Origin of the sequence: Aminobacter sp. HY435 (assembly GCF_027568395.1) — a bacterium.
Classification (GTDB): Bacteria; Pseudomonadota; Alphaproteobacteria; order Rhizobiales; family Rhizobiaceae; genus Aminobacter.
Map to the genome: position 1 here is coordinate 190887 of NZ_JANKZL010000010.1, position 15480 is coordinate 206366.

The 15480-nt window shown below is 64.3% G+C and carries 14 protein-coding genes; 5 read left to right on the plus strand and 9 right to left on the minus strand.

What is annotated here, in order from left to right; all coding sequences use genetic code 11:
• Positions 1-483, plus strand: a complete 483-nt coding sequence (locus PCJ21_RS16305; protein WP_269932467.1) for a hypothetical protein — start codon at positions 1-3, stop codon at positions 481-483.
• A gap of 112 nt (positions 484-595) precedes the next feature.
• Here the strand turns inward: PCJ21_RS16305 and PCJ21_RS16310 are convergent, their stop codons facing one another.
• From PCJ21_RS16310 to PCJ21_RS16320, 3 genes are all read right to left on the minus strand, one after another.
• Positions 596-1153, minus strand: a complete 558-nt coding sequence (locus PCJ21_RS16310) for a transglutaminase-like cysteine peptidase (protein WP_269932468.1) — start codon at positions 1151-1153, stop codon at positions 596-598.
• Positions 1154-1585: 432 nt separating this feature from the next.
• A complete protein-coding gene (locus PCJ21_RS16315) occupies positions 1586-2068 on the minus strand; it encodes a hypothetical protein (protein ID WP_269932469.1) in 483 nt (160 codons plus the stop codon).
• Between the two features lie 77 nt (positions 2069-2145).
• Positions 2146-3732 (minus strand): ABC transporter substrate-binding protein, encoded by a 1587-nt coding sequence (locus PCJ21_RS16320; protein WP_269932470.1) that lies wholly within the window; start codon positions 3730-3732, stop codon positions 2146-2148.
• A gap of 316 nt (positions 3733-4048) precedes the next feature.
• Here PCJ21_RS16320 and PCJ21_RS16325 point away from each other — a divergent pair, with 316 nt between their 5' ends.
• The 3 genes from PCJ21_RS16325 to PCJ21_RS16335 all read left to right on the plus strand — a co-directional run bounded on the left by PCJ21_RS16325 (position 4049) and on the right by PCJ21_RS16335 (position 7311).
• The gene (locus PCJ21_RS16325) at positions 4049-4972 is read left to right on the plus strand and encodes a sulfurtransferase (RefSeq protein WP_269932471.1); all 924 of its coding nucleotides are present in this window, start codon (positions 4049-4051) and stop codon (positions 4970-4972) included.
• 102 nt (positions 4973-5074) lie between these two features.
• Entirely contained in the window at positions 5075-6289 is a 1215-nt protein-coding gene (locus PCJ21_RS16330) for a YeeE/YedE family protein (protein WP_269932472.1), read from the plus strand.
• A 413-nt stretch (positions 6290-6702) separates the two neighbouring features.
• Complete coding sequence (locus PCJ21_RS16335) at positions 6703-7311, plus strand: DUF6969 family protein (RefSeq protein WP_269932473.1); 609 nt, start codon at positions 6703-6705, stop codon at positions 7309-7311.
• Between the two features lie 40 nt (positions 7312-7351).
• Here PCJ21_RS16335 and PCJ21_RS16340 read toward each other — a convergent pair whose 3' ends face one another.
• The 3 genes from PCJ21_RS16340 to PCJ21_RS16350 form a co-directional block, all read right to left on the minus strand.
• Entirely contained in the window at positions 7352-8458 is a 1107-nt protein-coding gene (locus PCJ21_RS16340; protein ID WP_269932474.1) for a serine hydrolase domain-containing protein, read from the minus strand.
• A gap of 32 nt (positions 8459-8490) precedes the next feature.
• The gene (locus PCJ21_RS16345) at positions 8491-10086 is read right to left on the minus strand and encodes an ABC transporter substrate-binding protein (protein ID WP_269932475.1); all 1596 of its coding nucleotides are present in this window, start codon (positions 10084-10086) and stop codon (positions 8491-8493) included.
• 80 nt (positions 10087-10166) lie between these two features.
• Positions 10167-11324: an NAD(P)/FAD-dependent oxidoreductase gene (locus PCJ21_RS16350; protein WP_269932476.1), complete on the minus strand. Its 1158-nt coding sequence runs from the start codon at positions 11322-11324 to the stop codon at positions 10167-10169.
• 111 nt (positions 11325-11435) lie between these two features.
• On the opposite strand from PCJ21_RS16350, the gene PCJ21_RS16355 reads away from it, so the two are divergent.
• The gene (locus PCJ21_RS16355) at positions 11436-12059 is read left to right on the plus strand and encodes a helix-turn-helix domain-containing protein (RefSeq protein ID WP_269932477.1); all 624 of its coding nucleotides are present in this window, start codon (positions 11436-11438) and stop codon (positions 12057-12059) included.
• A gap of 4 nt (positions 12060-12063) precedes the next feature.
• On the opposite strand, the gene PCJ21_RS16360 is transcribed toward PCJ21_RS16355, so the two are convergent.
• The 3 genes from PCJ21_RS16360 to phnE form a co-directional block, all read right to left on the minus strand.
• Positions 12064-13200: an alpha-D-ribose 1-methylphosphonate 5-triphosphate diphosphatase gene (locus tag PCJ21_RS16360; RefSeq protein ID WP_269932478.1), complete on the minus strand. Its 1137-nt coding sequence runs from the start codon at positions 13198-13200 to the stop codon at positions 12064-12066.
• A gap of 1 nt (position 13201) precedes the next feature.
• On the minus strand, positions 13202-13909 hold the full coding sequence (locus tag PCJ21_RS16365; protein ID WP_269932479.1) for a DUF1045 domain-containing protein: 708 nt from the start codon (positions 13907-13909) through the stop codon (positions 13202-13204).
• 179 nt (positions 13910-14088) lie between these two features.
• The gene (gene phnE, locus PCJ21_RS16370; RefSeq protein WP_269932480.1) at positions 14089-15480 is read right to left on the minus strand and encodes a phosphonate ABC transporter, permease protein PhnE; all 1392 of its coding nucleotides are present in this window, start codon (positions 15478-15480) and stop codon (positions 14089-14091) included.

Consider the following 15480-nt stretch of genomic DNA (forward strand, 5'->3'; position numbering starts at 1 on the left):
ATGCCGCGCTTTAATGATGTCCTGCTGATCGTTGGCCAGCTCAACTATACTTGGACCAACACTGAAAGCCTGCTCATCCATCTGATCGCCGGCCTTGCCGAAGTCGACAAGGAAACGGCGATCATCATTTTCCTGACACTCAATACCACGCGTGCCCGGCTCGATCTTGTCGAGCGCCTGGCCAAGATGGCGAAGACGCCACAAGCCTGCCGGGACGCCGTCCTGACGGTGGCAGACCAACTGACCCATCAGGGAAAGCTGCGCAACAAATACAGCCATTGCATCTATTCATTCGATGAAACCGGGACGCGCGCCAGCACCCAGTTGATGCGCATTTTCGACGGCAAGGATGCGGTACGCTACGGCAAGCACGAGGAACTCGATGACGAAGAGATGCAGCGCATCGGCTCGTCCATCGAGGCGATTCAGGGGATCAACCGTCAGATCTGGAAGATCGTCGAGGAACACGGGTTCCCGCACTAGCACATCGGCCCGAAAATCGGACCCGGTTTTCGGAAGGCACGATGCGCCAACTCAATAAGGTAGAGCGTCCTTTGTGCGGACGCACGGCGCCCTGGCCAGCGCCGATCGAGGGTCAGGAACTGATCCGGGTCCATCTCCCAGCTTCAAATTGCGACTGGCGGGCGAAATAGCTGTAGGGGGTATGCTTCCAGTTCCTGACGGACCCATTCAGGTTGTCGAGTATCAGGTCGCCGTTGTCGGTGCGCACTGTCAGCACCGTGTGCCCGGCGCCACGGTAGCGCGCGACGGTCAAGAGCAGGGTCGAGGCCGGCCAGCCAAGCTTGCGCAACTCGCTTTTCTTGAGGATGGCGATGTCCTCGCAGTCTCCGGCCGAGGTCGGCAGTCGCCAATCGTCGTCACGGCCGTTGTTAGCCTGGTCTTCCCTTTGGCGAATGCGACGGTTCACGTCGGCGTTGACCTGTTTGAGCTGGTTGGCCCGCGCGCTGGTCAGCTGCATCACGGCTGCCTTGCCTGTGGTGCTGCAAAGTTCCGGTTGCCTGGCACAGAAATCGTTGGCGGCCGGCGGCGCGAATGCGTAGCCGGCTGTCACCATGCTTGAATCCGATGTTTTGGAATGACTGCAAGCGGACACGCCCAAGGCGGCCGCAAAGAGCGCCATGTGGATTTTCACGTGCTGTCCCCTCTCTCGGTGGGAACCGATAAGCAGCACATTAGGACTAGATAAATCAACCCATGGGTGCGGCGATTGCACCGTTTTCAAAAGGGAGTATGCTTAACAAATTGTTTCCAATCGTGGAAACATTTGATCATAGCGCCAGTTTGGGGACGGGCGCATTTTTTCCCTCAGGAGGAAGAAATGAAGACGTACCCCACGTGCGCACGCAGGATCAATACGATTCTTCTGGTTTCATCGGCACTCGCTGCGATCGGATTTGCCGGTTCGGCATCAGCCCAAAGCAATGTTCGGCCCCGCATGAGCGCCGCGCAATGCCAGCCCCTCACGCAAAGCAACTACGAGATGTGCTGCATCGCCATCAACCGCGGAAGCATCATGTCCTCGGATCAGTTGGCCCAATGCCCGCCGCTGACGACGTCGTTGATTTCAGGCGTGTTGGCAGCCGGCAGCGAAAATGACGGCGATGACGGTGGCGACGGCGATGGTGACGGAGCTGGCGGCAACGGCAACGGCAACGGAAACGGAAACGGCAATGGCGGCGGCAACGGCAACGGCGGCGGCGGCGGCAACGGCGGCGGCGGCAATGGTGGTGATGGCAATGGTGGTGATGGCCATGATGGTGATGGTGATGGCGGCGGCGGTGGCGGCGGCGGCGGCGGCGGCGGTGGCGGCGGTGGCGGCGGCGGCGGTGGCGGCGGTGGCGGCGGCGGCGGTGGCGGCGGCGGTGGCGGCGGCGGTGGCGGCGGTGGCGGCGGCGGCGGTGGCGGCGGCGGCGGCGGATCGGGCGGCGGCGGCGGTGGAGCTGGCGGCGGATCGGGCGGTGGCGCTGGCGGGGCTGGTGGTGGTTCCGGCGGTGGCGCCGGTGGGGCCGGTGGCGGTTCGGGCGGTGGCGCCGGTGGTTAGGCGCATTTCGAACTGAAAACCTGCCAGAACAATCGATCGGGCGGCACAGCCGCCCGATCTCTTTGTAGCCCGTAGTTGACCTGTTATTTCGACGCCGCCCAATAACGGTCGTCGGAGAAGGTCATGCCTAGAACGAGGCCCTTCACCTTGGCGCTGACGCCCACCTTGCGTACCTCCTGGAACATGAAGATGAACGGTGAAGCGCGGCTGTGGACCCGCTGGATGGCCTCGTAGATGCCCTTGCGCTTGGAGGTGTCCTGTTCGCGAACGGCAGCCATCGCCTCCGGCGACAACGCGCCGGCATTCCAGCCAAAACGATCGGTGATGCCTTCCGACCCGTCTGGTGCATCCTGCTTGTTGACCGTAAAGGCCTTGGCGTTGGAATGCGGGTCGGGATAGTCGGGGCCCCACAGGCCCAGCCAGATGTCCAGGTCGTGATTGCGGTAGCGCGCGAGCCACTCGCGTCCGTCGACCACCTGGAGATTGATCATCACGCCCGCCTTGGCCATGCTGGCCTGGATCGCCTTGGCAATGTCGGTATAGGGCTGGGTGTCCCAGACGACCATGTCGAGCGGAAACTCGCCGGTCACCCCGCCTTCGGCAAACAGCGCCTTTGCCTTGGCCACGTCGAACTTGAACGGAGTGTAGTCGATGGCGCCGAGAAAACCCTTGGGGATCATCGTCTGATGGACTTCCATCATGCCGCGCGAGACCGTGTCGACCATGCCCTGGTAGTCGACGAGGTATTTCATCCCCTCAACCACCTTGGGATTGGCCAGGTACTGGTTTCGGACGTTGAGCCCGAGATAGTAGATATTGCCCGAACGGCCGTTGAGGGTGGTCAGTTGCGGGGCGCCGGCGATGGCATCGAATTCGTCCGGTCCGAGCCGGTTGGCGACATCGATCTCGCCCGCCTCAAGCAACGCGAGTTGAGCGGCGCTTTCAGCGACATGGCGGATCAAGACATGCTCGACGCCGGGTTTCTTGTCCCAGTAGCTGTCGTTGCGGTCGAGCAGGATCGATTTGCCCGCTTCCCAATTGCTCAGCTTGAAAGGACCGGATCCTGCCGAATTGTCGGCCTTCAGCCAGGCGTTGCCGTAGTCGCCGTCTTTCTGGTGCGCCTTGACGGTCTTGCTGTCGACGATACCGGCGATGTAGGACGACAGGCAGTAGAGCAAGAAGCTCGGTGAATAGGTATCGGCGATCTCGATGACGAGAGTCTGGTCGTCGACGGCCTTGATACGGTCGTCGACATTTTCCGGTGAGAAACCGAACTGGCCGATGATGAAGGCCGATCGCGACCTCAGATGAACGACCCGGCGGAGCGAGAACTCGGCGTCGTGGGCCGTCACGGGATTGCCCGAAGCGAAACGCGCCCGCGGGTTCATCTTGAAGGTGAAAATGCGGCCATCGGGCGAAATGGTCCAGCTTTCGGCAAGCAGCCCCTGAATGGCGGTCGGGTCGGCCGGATCGATGCTGACCAACGACTGATAGATCTGGCTGCTGGTCAAAACCCCGCCGACTTCTCCGACTTCTCCGGGGTCAAGGGTCATGACGTCGTCGATCGCGTCGGCGACGACCAATGTGGCCATCGGCGTTTCAGCCAATGCGGTTGATACCGCAAGGACCGTGCCGAACACGGCAGCGGCAATGGCCTTGAGCAAAGGCATGCAGGTCCCCTTGTATGCTTTTCGCGACATCGCTTGCGCAGTCGCCGCGGACACCGTCGTTGACGCTTGGAAGCGCATCGCGTTGCCGCCCAGAAAATCCGCGCATTGGGTCGATTTGTGAAGAGGCAATATTGTTTTCCGGCCAGCCTCAAGCGAAATCATGTCCTGGAACGAAATTCCATGAATTGGCGCGGATTGCGAACAGGCTTTCGATTCCGCTCTGGTATTGGGATGGCTTTGCCGTGATTGGCGATCAGAGGCGGCCTATAACAGCATTCGAAACTGGTTTTTGGAATCTTTTTTCAGGAGTTGCGCGATGCGCCTTTCACTCGCTGCCGCGGCCTTTGGCGCCGTTCTGGCCTTTGCCACCGGCGCCCAGGCTGAGCGCCTGACGGACCGGCCACTGGTTGACGCCGCCTGGCTGAAGTCGAACCTCGGCAACAAAAGCCTGGTTGTCATCGATGTTCGCGACATCGCCAAGGACGCCGGCAATCCCTATGAGAAGGGCCATGTACCCGGCGCGGTGACCGCGCCTTACGCGACCGCCGGCTGGCGGGCGGAAGTGAATGGCGTTCCAGGCATGCTGCCGCCGCTGGCGCAGATCGAAAAGACCATCGGCGACCTCGGCGTCAGCAACGACAGCCACGTGGTGATCGTGCCGAACGGCACCGACTCGTCCGAGTTCGGCGGCGCCACCCGCGTCTACTGGACGTTCAAGGTTCTCGGCCACGATGCCGTGTCGATCCTCGATGGCGGCGAGCGCGCCTGGGAAGCGGCAGGCGGCGAGCTTTCGACCGAAGTGGTCAAGCCGGTCGCCACAGCCTTCAAGGGCGAACTGAAGCAGGAGCTGCTGGCCACCACGGCTGACGTCCAGAAGGCGCTGGCCGACGGCACCAAGCTGATCGACGGCCGCCCGGCTGCCCAGTTCAGGGGCGAGGCGAAGAGCCCCGTCGTGCGTGCGGCAGGCACCATCCCCGGCTCGAAGAACCTCGAAAACAGCAAGCTCTACGATGCCGACAAGGCCTCGTTCGCGTCCAAGGACGCCGTCGCCAACCTGTCGAAGGCTGTCGGTCTCAACAAGGACGAAAACAACATCGCCTTCTGCAACACCGGTCATTGGGCATCGGTGGTATGGTTCGGCCTGAGCGAAATCGAAGGCAACAAGAACACCAAGATGTACGACGGCTCGATGGCTGAGTGGGCAGCCGATCCTGCCCGTCCCGTGCAGCCCGGTTCCTGATCCGCAGGCAAATCCCGCGCATACGCGATGTCCAGGAGCGATCCTGGACATCGGCGTTTGAACGGGTCATCACAATGCAATCGAATTCACGACTGAATTGACATGACACAGCTCAATCTCACTGCGCCGGCGCCGGCCGCGCCTGTCAACCTGGACAAAGGGCCGGTCATTTTCGTCGTCCTGGCCTTCGTTCTCGGAGCGCTCGCTATCGGCCAGGCGATCGACAGCCGCCAGGCGGTTCTGTTCCTCATCGGCGGTCTTTTGGGGCTCACGCTCTATCACGCGTCGTTCGGCTTCACCGGGGGCTGGCGGCGCTTTGTCGTCGAACGTCGCGGCAATGCCATCCGCGCCCAGACGCTGATGATCGCAGCCGCCGCGGTCGTATTCATTCCACTGCTCGGGCTTGGTTCGGTCAACGGCCAGGCGCTGGTTGGCGCTTTCGCACCGGTCGGCGTTTCGGTGCTTGTCGGCGCGGCGATGTTCGGTCTCGGCATGCAACTCGGCGGCGGCTGCGGCTCGGGAACGCTGTTCACCGTCGGCGGCGGCAGCTCGCGCATGCTGGTGACGCTGGTGTTCTTCATTGTCGGTGCAGTCATCGGCACCGCGCATCTGCCGTGGTGGCTGGGGCTGCCGTCGCTGCCCGAGATCAGCCTCGGCAGGGCGCTTGGCGTGCCGGGTGGCGTGATCGTCACGCTCATTGGCCTCGGCGCGGTTGCCGCGCTGACCATGCTGGTCGAGCGCCGCGCCCATGGCTCGCTCGAAAAGGCCAAGCCTGCGCCGCGCCGCGGCCTTGCGCGACTTCTCTACGGCCCCTGGCCGCTTATCGGGGCGGGCCTGTTGCTCGCCGGCCTCAACATCGCGACGCTGCTGACCGCAGGGCATCCCTGGTCGGTGACCTTCGGCTTTGGCCTTTGGGGTGCCAAGGTGGCGCAGGCAGCAGGCGTTCCGGTCGAAACCTGGGCGTTCTGGACCTGGCCCGGACCGGCAAAGGCGCTCGGCTCCAGCGTTCTCGCCGACGTCACCTCGGTGATGAATTTCGGCATCATCCTGGGGGCAGCGCTTGCCGCCGGGCTGGCGGGCAAGTTCGCGCCCAAGGTGCACGTGCCGTTCGCCTCGTTCCTTGCCGCTGCGGTTGGCGGCGTCTTGATGGGCTACGGCGCCAGGCTTTCGTTCGGCTGCAATGTGGGAGCGCTGTTCTCCGGTATCGCATCCGGCAGCGTGCATGGCTGGCTGTGGTTCGCCTCGGCTTTCGCCGGCAGCCTCGGCGGCGTTGCGCTGCGTCCTCTCTTCGGCCTCGACGGGTTCAAGAAACAATGAGCACACGCAACACGCTCCTGTTTGGAACGGCATTCCTTGCCGCCACATCGGCGGTCGCCGTCGACCACTACCGCTTTGCCGCGCCACAGCCGGCGCCGGCAGCCAGCGCCCCGGCCACGCCTTGCGCTGCCGGAAACCCCTGCGCCGCGGGAAACCCTTGTGCTGCGGGCAATCCTTGCGCCGCCGGTAGTCCATGCGCAGCGGCGGCTCCGTGCGCGGCGGCTTCGCCGTGTGCGGCTGCCTCTCCCTGTTCGGCGGCTTCGCCTTGCTCGGCAGCGCCCGCGCCCTGCGCCGCTGCTCCGGCATCGCCCTGTGCCGCCGCGCCAGCTGCATCTCCTTGTGCGGCCGCCCCCGCAGCTTCGCCTTGCGCGGCGCAGCCGCAATAGTCCAAGCTCGGGCTGGAGAGACAGGCGATGGACCAAGCAAGGTCGGAGGCAGCCAGGCAGGCGCTGTTTTGCGAGCAGGTGCTGGCGAAGTCGGGCAGCAATGTGCTGCTCGAGACCTTGCGCGAGGCGCAGTCGGTCTCAGTGTGGGAGCATTTTCCGTCCGGCGATGTGTTCGATCCCGAAACCGGCGCGCAATGGTACTATCACAGCCATCCGCCGCAGGAGGGGCTGTCCGAGCACGGACATTTCCATTGCTTCGTGCGGCCGGAGGGGGCGAACGGCCCGATCCATCACATCGTTGCCATCGGCGTCGACGCCTACGGCAAGCTGGTCAGGCTGTTCACGGTCAATCAGTGGGTGGTCGCAGACCAGTGGCTCGATGCCGAGGCGACCATCGCGCTCATGCCGCGCTTCGACCTGCATTTTGCGCGGCCGTCCTATCTGGTCAATCGCTGGCTGGCGGCGGTGGTCGCCCTCTATGCCAAGGACATCACGACGCTCATTCGCGAGCGCGACAAGGTTCTGGCCGCGCATGCGCCTGAAAGTGACGCTCCAGCGCGCGAGGACCGCGCGCTGGAGGTGACGTCCGAACTCGGCGTTGACCTTCGCCAGATGGCCGCCAGTCTCGGCGTCTGATGCCTGCGGCGTCCGTTGGGACGCCCGGCGCAGCGGATGCTCAGCTTTCCCCGAGGATGATCGCGATCGCCTGGTCGAGCACCGGGTGCAGGCCGCTGGCATAAAACGACAGGCGGTTGCCGGAGCCGACATTGCTGGTCATGGCGATGGTCAGGCGCGAGACAGGATCGTGCTCCATAACAGTGACATAGCCGGGAATGCTGCCCTGATGGCCGAGTACCAGGCGTCCGGCGTATTCGCTGGCGATAAGGCCGGCGCCGGTTTCGCGCAGGCGCGTGCCGGGATAGCTGACCGTGGAGCGGCCGTCCTTCATCGCCGCCAGCAGACGAGGCGGCAGCAGACGTCCCTCCAGCAACCCGTTCATGAAGCCGACGAGGTCGCCCGGCGTCGAAACCATGTCACCGCAGGCATAAGCGCCGGAGAACGGGAACAACGCCGACGAATCCTGCAAGTCGTTGGAGAAGGGCAGCACGCCGTCCATGCGCCACATCTCGCCGCCCGAGGCCAGCGCGGTGCTGGCGTCGGCAGCGGGCGTCGGGCGGTGGTAGTAACCGCGAACCATGCGTTCTTCAGGAAAGCTCTCGGTTGCCGGCGACCAGGTGTCCTCGAGGCCGAGCGGCTGCAAGACTTTCTGACGGACATAGTCGCCCAGCGAAAGGCCCGACGCTGCTTCGATCAGCATGCCGGCCAGCACGTAGCCCGTGTTGTTGTAGACGGCGCCGCCACCAGGCGCGGTCTGGCCGCCGATCCCGAAGGCGAGCTCGACGAGCTTTGCCGGCGTCCACACCAGGCCGGGGTCCATCGGAATGTCGTATTCGAACTCCGGCAGGCCGCCGCGATGATTGATCAGCTGGAGCACGGTTATCTCGTTTGCCCGGGGCAGGTCGGGAAACCAGCTGGCAATCGGTGAGCCGAGCTCGGCCTTGCCTTCCTCGACAAGCTTCATCAGCGCCGCAGCGACAAAGGTCTTGGTGCAGCTGCCGATCTTGAACAGCCGGTCTGGCGTAACCGGCACATCGTTTGGCCGATCCGCCAATCCGGCCGTGATTGCGATGGTCTCGCGGCCGTCGAGCGAAAAAGCGAGCGAGACGCCAACCGCGCCATCGGCGCGGTAGGTTGCGAGCAGATTGTTCAATTGTTCGAGCATGACGATCTGCTCTCTCCTGGGCTGATGCAGCTTTACTCGGCGATGTCGACGGCGGCGAAGTTCTGCCGGCCGAACGGATCGAGTACGTAGTTGGTGACGCTGTTGCGGACGGGGATCGAGACCACCGAATGACCGATCGGCGCCAGCGGGACCTCGGTCTTGAGGATCGCTTGCGCCTGGCGGTAGAGTTCGGCGCGCTTCTCGGGATCCGCCGTCACGCGGGCCTGCTGCAAAAGCTTTTCGAAGTCCTGATCGCACCAGCGCGAGCGGTTCGAGCCACCCTTCACGCCGTCGCAAGACAACAGGTAGCTCAGCATGTTGTCGGGATCGCCGTTGTCGCTGGAACCGCCGAGCAGGTAGGCGTCATGCTCGCCCTTGGCCGAGCGGCTGAGGTATTCGCCCCACTCGAAGGTCACGATCTCCGACTTGACGCCGACGGCGGCCCAGTCAGCCTGGATCATCTCGGCCATGCGGCGGGCGTTGGGGTTGTAGGGGCGCGACACCGGCATGGCCCACAGGCTGATCGACAGGTCCGCCGCATGGCCGGCTTCCTTCAGCAGGGCCTTTGTGCCTTCGGGATCGTAGTCTATTCCCGCATCCTTGACCGCGCCGAGCTGGGCCGGCGGAACGACGCTGCCGGCAACGGTTCCGGCGCCCTGGTACACGGCTTCCACGATCGCCTGGCGATTGACGGCCTTGGCAAGTGCGGTGCGGATGCGCCTGTCGCCGAGCGGCTGGTGCTCGACGTTGAAGCCGAGGATGCCGACATTCTGGCCCTCTAGCTTGTGCACGGTGATGTCGGGATTGCCGGCGAGGTCGGCTACTGAGGCGGCCGGCGGTGGAGCAGCGACCTGGCATTCGTTGGCCTTGATGCGCTCGACGCGGATGGTTGGCTCCGGCGTGATGGCAAACACCAGCGTGTCGACCTTGGGCGCGCCGTTCCAGTAGTCCTTGTTGGCGGCGTAGCGGATCTGCGCGTCCTGCTGGTAGGCCTGCAGCACGAAGGGGCCGGTGCCGACAGGCATCTGGTCGATCACTTCCGGCGTGCCGGCGGCAACCATCTTCTCCGTCTGCTCGGCCGACAGGATGGACAGGTAGTCGAGCGCGATGCCGGGCAGGAAGGTGACGTTCGGCGCCGTCAGTGTGAAGCGCACGGTGTGGTCGTCGACCTTTTCGATGTTGTCGATCATCGTGCCGAGGCCGAGCGCGTTGAAGTACTCGTAAGCCGCGTTGGAAAGCTTGTGATACGGGTTGTTGGCGTCGCGCTGGCGCTCGAAGGTGTAGAGCACGTCGTCGGCGTTGAACTCGCGCGTCGGGCTGAACGTGTCGTTGGCGTGGAACTTGACGCCCTTGCGCAGGTGGAAGGTGTAGACCTTGCCGTCCTCGGAGATGTCCCACGTCTCGGCCAGCGCCGGTCCGACTTCCGTCGTGCCCGGCTTGAACTCGACCAGGCGATTGAAGATCGTCTTGGCCGCCGCATCCATCGTCGAGTCGGCCGTGCCGACCATCGGGTTGAAGGTCTCGGGGCTCGCTTCCGAGCAGTAGACCAGCGTCTTGGCATAGGCCTGGCCGGCAAAAAGGACGGTTGAGGCGACAAGGGCCGCACGCAGCATGCTTGAGGATTTCATCGCAAACGCTCCTGGTAAGGTTTCGTGTTGACGTCGCCGCGGTGGTTCTCCTCCCCGCGCCAACCGATCTCTTGAATTCGTCACACCATCTGCTGGGACGGGGTCTGGGCAGCCTGAGAGAAACGCTCGGGCGAAAGGGCATCGTAGGTCACGCCGAGCGCTTGCAGATCCGCCGGAACCGGATCGCCGCGCATCAGCGCCGAAGACAGCCGCGCCAAGGTCAACGACACCTGGAAGCCGTAGCCGCCCTGGCCGCCGAGCCAGAAGAAGCCGGGCAGGCGCGGGTCGAACCCGGCGACCGGGCTGCGGTCGGGCGAAAAGGTGCGCAAGCCGGCCCATGGCGTCTGCGGGCGGCCGACGACGAGACCCGTCGCCTCCTCGATGTTGTAAGCGGCGGTGGCGACGTCGATGTCTTCGGGATAGGCATCGCAAGGCGCGCTGTCGGCCTCGTCGGCAAGCGAGCCGATGAGGCGTCCGGCATCGGGCTTGAAATAGAAGCGCTCGTGGATGTCGACGACGAGCGGCCAGGCGCGTGCGTCGACGCCATCCGGTGCGTCGAACAGGAACGCGGTGCGTCGTTTGGGCGTGAAGCCGAGTCCGGCAAGTCCGGCACGGGCTGCCACGACGTCGACCCAGGCGCCGGCGGCGTTGACGACGATGTCGCCGTCATGAATGCCGGTGCTAGTGACGACGCGCAGGCCCTGTGGCGTGCGCTTGATTTCCAGCACGTCCGCGCCGGTGACGATGACGCCACCTGCCGTCTTGAGCGCGCTGGCCTGGGCCTGCACCATCTTGCCGGTGTCGATGTCCATCGCGCCGGGTTCGTAGACACCACCGCAGGTCAGCTCCGGCGAGATCGCGGGGACGAGGGCGGAGACCTCGGCCGCGCTCAGGCGGCGGACGCGCGGCACCAGCGCCTGTTGCTCCCTGGCCATCCGGTCGATGGTGTCGCCGTCTTCGGGGCCGCCGAAGTGCAGCGCGCCGCGCTCATGCTCGACAAAACCGCCGTCGACGATCGCCGCGCGGCTCGCCACCGACAGCGCCCGCACGAGCGCATTGCCATAGGTTTCGGAAAACAGCGCCGCCGAGCGGCCGCTGGCATGATAGCCGAGCTGCGTCTCGCGCTCGATCACCGTCACCTGCGCCCATTGCTGGACGCATGCGGCGAGCGACAGGCCGGCGATGCCGCCGCCAATGATGATCACGTTCTTCGGTGGAGCTTTAGGTTGCATAGCCATTGGTAAAATCATTTTCGGATACGGTCAATATTTAGCGGATAGGAAAAATTTTGGCGAATCTTGCGATGTCGGTGAACATGCAATAGCTGTTTACGGGTGATGGAGACGGTCATGTCGGAACAGCCCAATCTCGGCGACTGCCTGCGCAACCTCAGGAAACAGCATGGCTGGACCCTGCAGGACGTCAGCCACCTGACCGGCGTGGCGGTGTCGACGCTGTCCAAGGTCGAAAACGACCAGATGTCGCTGACTTACGACAAGCTGCTGCAGGTGTGCAGCGGCCTCGGCATCCATGTCACCGAATTGCTCAGCGGCGCGAGCAAGCAGCCGACTGCGCGCACCCGCCGCTCGGTGACGGCGCAGGGCAACACGCTGCGCCAGCTGACGCGCAACTACGATTATTATTACCTCGCCACCGACCTGGTGAAGAAGCGCATGGTGCCGATCCTGGCCAATGCCAGGGCCCGCACCCTGGAAGAGTTCGGGCCGCTGACGCGCCACGCCGGCGAAGAGTTCCTGATCGTGCTGAATGGAGAGATCGAACTGCACACCGACCAATATGCGCCGGTGCGGCTCAAGGCGGGCGAGAGCGTCTACATCGACTCAACCATGGGCCATGCCTACCTGTCGGTAGGCGAGGGCGATGCCGAGATGCTGTGCATCTGCTCGGGCGAGGAGCCCGACATGGAAAAGACGCTGCTCGACATCAACAAGGAAGAGGTGCTCGAGCCCTAGCCTGCTAAGCTACCCGGCGGCCTTCGCGCCAGACGGTGCGCACTACCGGAACGTGCTGGTCGACGCGGACGCGCACGAGATCGCCGCGCCGTCCCGCCTCGATGATGCCGCGATCGTCGAGGCCGACGGCAGCGGCCGGATTCTTCGACACCATCGCCACAGCCTGCGGCAGCGAGATGCCCTCGACCACTTCGCCGAGGAAGAAGGCCGACTGGATCAGGCTGAACGGGATGTAGTCCGACGACAGGATGTCGAGCAGGCCCTTTTCGGCAAGCGTGCGGGCCGAGACGTTGCCGGAATGCGAGACGCCGCGCATGACGTTGGGCGCACCCATCAGCACGCCGAGGCCGGCGCCTTTGGAGGCGCTGGCGGCTTCGACGGTGGTCGGGAATTCAGCGACACGAATGCCTTGCGAGATCGCCTCGTCGACATGGGCCGTCGTTGCATCGTCATGGCTGGCCAGCACGATGCCGCGTTCATGGCAGGCAGCCGAGATCGCATCGCGGTTGACGCGCGAATTGCGCGCCGAATCGGCCATGCGCTTGTCGCAGAAGGCCTGGAACTCGACATCGTTCAGCTTGAGCTTGCGCTGGTAGTAGTAGGCATAGGTCGCCAGATCGACGAATTGGCGCTGGCCGGGAGCATGGTCCATCAGCGAGGCGAGCTTGACGCGATCGTCGCCGTCGAACACGGCGAACCCCTTCTGGCAGTCATTGGCCGAGACCTCGCAGCGCAAGTGGATGAAGTGGTCGGCGCGCACCCGGTCCTGGCGCACGCTGTCCTCGATGGCGTCGGCGAGCAGGCGCATGTCGGCCGAGGTCATGTCGGAATCGTCGTCGATGCCGACGCGCAGTGCGTCGAACACGGTGGTGATGCCGGCGGAAGCCACTTGGGCGTCATGCGCCAAAACGGCTGCGATGGGGTTCCAGCGCACACGCGGGCGTGGCGCGTAGTGGCCTTCGAGATGGTCGGTGTGAAGCTCGACCAGCCCAGGAATGACGTAGTCGCCGTCCATGTCCTCACCGATGCTGGACGGGCCGGTGGAGATTTCCGCGATCTTGCCGTCGCGGATGACGATGGAGCCGTCGATCACGTCGTCGGCAAGCACGATGCGGGCATTTTTCAGTATCAGGTCGGTCATCTCAAGCGGTCTTTCTTTCGGCTTGCGTGCCCAGCTCATGGTAGCTCAGCGCCTCGAACGGGGCGCCGGCCGTGGGCTCGATGAAAATGGCGAGCCCGGCGACTGGCACCGGCTTGTCGAGTTCGTTGCCCAGGCACTGTTCGATTGCGGCGCGGACGCGCGGCGCCTCATCGGTGGCCACGCGGCCGGTGAGTGTCATGTGGAAACGGAAGCTGTCGAAGACGTAGGGGTAGCCCCACTGGCTCAGATGCCGGCATTCCTGCGGCGACAGCGCTTCGGGGTTGCGCCGGGCGATCTCGGCGTCGGTCAATGGCGCGCGGAACGGCTCGAAGGCGCTGACGACATCGCCGGCGAAGGTCTGCAGTTCCGGCAGGGGCTCGGCCGGCACAAGCGCGAAGAAGCTGTCGATCTGGGCGAGCTTCAGGCGAGGAATGTCAAACGGCGCGTTCGCGGCGGCGAAGGCCGCAACCGCGTCGGTCAGGGCTTTCTGGGTGGTGTCGCCGGCCAGGCGGAACGGCGCCTTCAGCGTGGCGTGGAAACCGTAGCGCCGCGCCGCCGCCGTGTGGAACGCCACCTCAGCCGCCGAGAGGTCGCCAAATGCCTTGGCGGCGCTGGCTGCGCCGCCGAACGCGTCGCGCCCGAGCCAGCCAGCTGCGATGCGGCACAACGGGTCGTCCTGCTCCGGTGTGAAATAGATGGCGTAGCGCATGAAGCGGTCCCTCCGAGCCGTTTCGATCTGATCGGCTCGTCGCTTGTTGGAAGGCGGTCATTCCGAAAACGGTCCCTATTGGGAGCATGCGTCCGGCGATCGCCCGATAGATGATTTGCGTGACAGTTTGACGAAGTAGTGGCCGACTCCGCAAGATTTGCAAGGCCGGCCATAGCTGTTTAGTCGCTGGCCTTCTTGCCGATGAGCCGGTGGCGCAATGCCGTCGAAATATTGTCGAAGATGAACACCACGATCAGGATCAGCAGGACCATGTAGGCGACATTCTCCCAATCGGAGTTGGTGCGCATGGCCTCCCACAGCTTGAGGCCGATGCCGCCGGCACCGACCGCTCCGATGATGGTGGCAGAGCGGGTGTTTGATTCCCAAAAATAGAGCGACTGGCTGACCAGCACCGGCAGCACCTGCGGCACCACGCCGTAGCGCTGGACCGAAGCCGGCGAAGCGCCAACGGAACGCATGCCTTCGCGCTGCTTGTCGTCGATGTTTTCGATCGCTTCCGAGTAGAGCTTGCCGAAGGTGCCGGTGTCGGTAAAAAAGATCGCCGCGATGCCGGCAATCGGGCCGGGGCCGAAGGCGCGGGTGAAAAACAGTGCCCAGATCAGCATGTCGACGGAGCGCAGGAAGTCGAAGAAGCGCTTGGTGACCTGGTTGACCAGACGGTTGCGGGTGATGTTGCGCGCCGCCATGAAGGCGAGGGGGAATGCAAGCAGGCTGGCAAACAGCGTGCCGACAAAGGCCATCACGATGGTCTGGGCGAGCTTGAGCCAGACGTCGCCATGCTGCCATTCGGCGTTGTTGACGACGTTGTCCCAGGCAAGGGCTAAGTTCGACATCTTCGGGTCGATGCGTTCGTCCGACACCATGAGGCCCGTGACCTGGCTGAAGGACATGCCCCAGAAGGGCGAATTGGCGTCGAAGAAGAAGTTCTCCCAGCCGAGGAAGCGGTGGCGGATCTTGACGTCGTCGGCGTCGATCTGGGCGCTGCCGGCAAAGCCGAAATCGACCGTGATCTTTTCGCCGGGCGCTTTCTGGGTGGCCCAGGCCGGTAGTTCGCCTTCGACGCTGATGCTCTTTTCCGGAACCACGGCGACGGCGAGCGTCTCGGTGCCACGGGTGACGACGACGTTCGACGGGGTGATTTCGATGGTATCGCGGCGGCCGATACGGGCGGTCACGCTGCCTGCGGAGGTCTTGTTGGCCGCCGGTGCTGCGGCGGTGGCCACCGGCTCGCCGAAGCTCAGCCATTCGGGATGGCGGTCGGCGCGATAGGATGAAAAGCGCGGGTAGCTGACGTCGAGGCGGTCGTCGCGGAAATCGATCTGCGGCCGCACTTCGTGGGACACCCAGTCGGCGAGATAGGTGCCGGCGATGCCCCAGTTTCCTGCCGCCAGCACCGCGCCGACGCTGAAGAACCACCAGGCGAAGGCAAGGTAGGCGACGATGCCGACGCCGACGGCCCAACCGATCAGGCGCTTGCGCCAGGAGCCGGCAAGGAGTTCGGGATGGCGATCGCCGATTGCCCGCCTGTCGGTCATGGAAAGAGTGGTCAT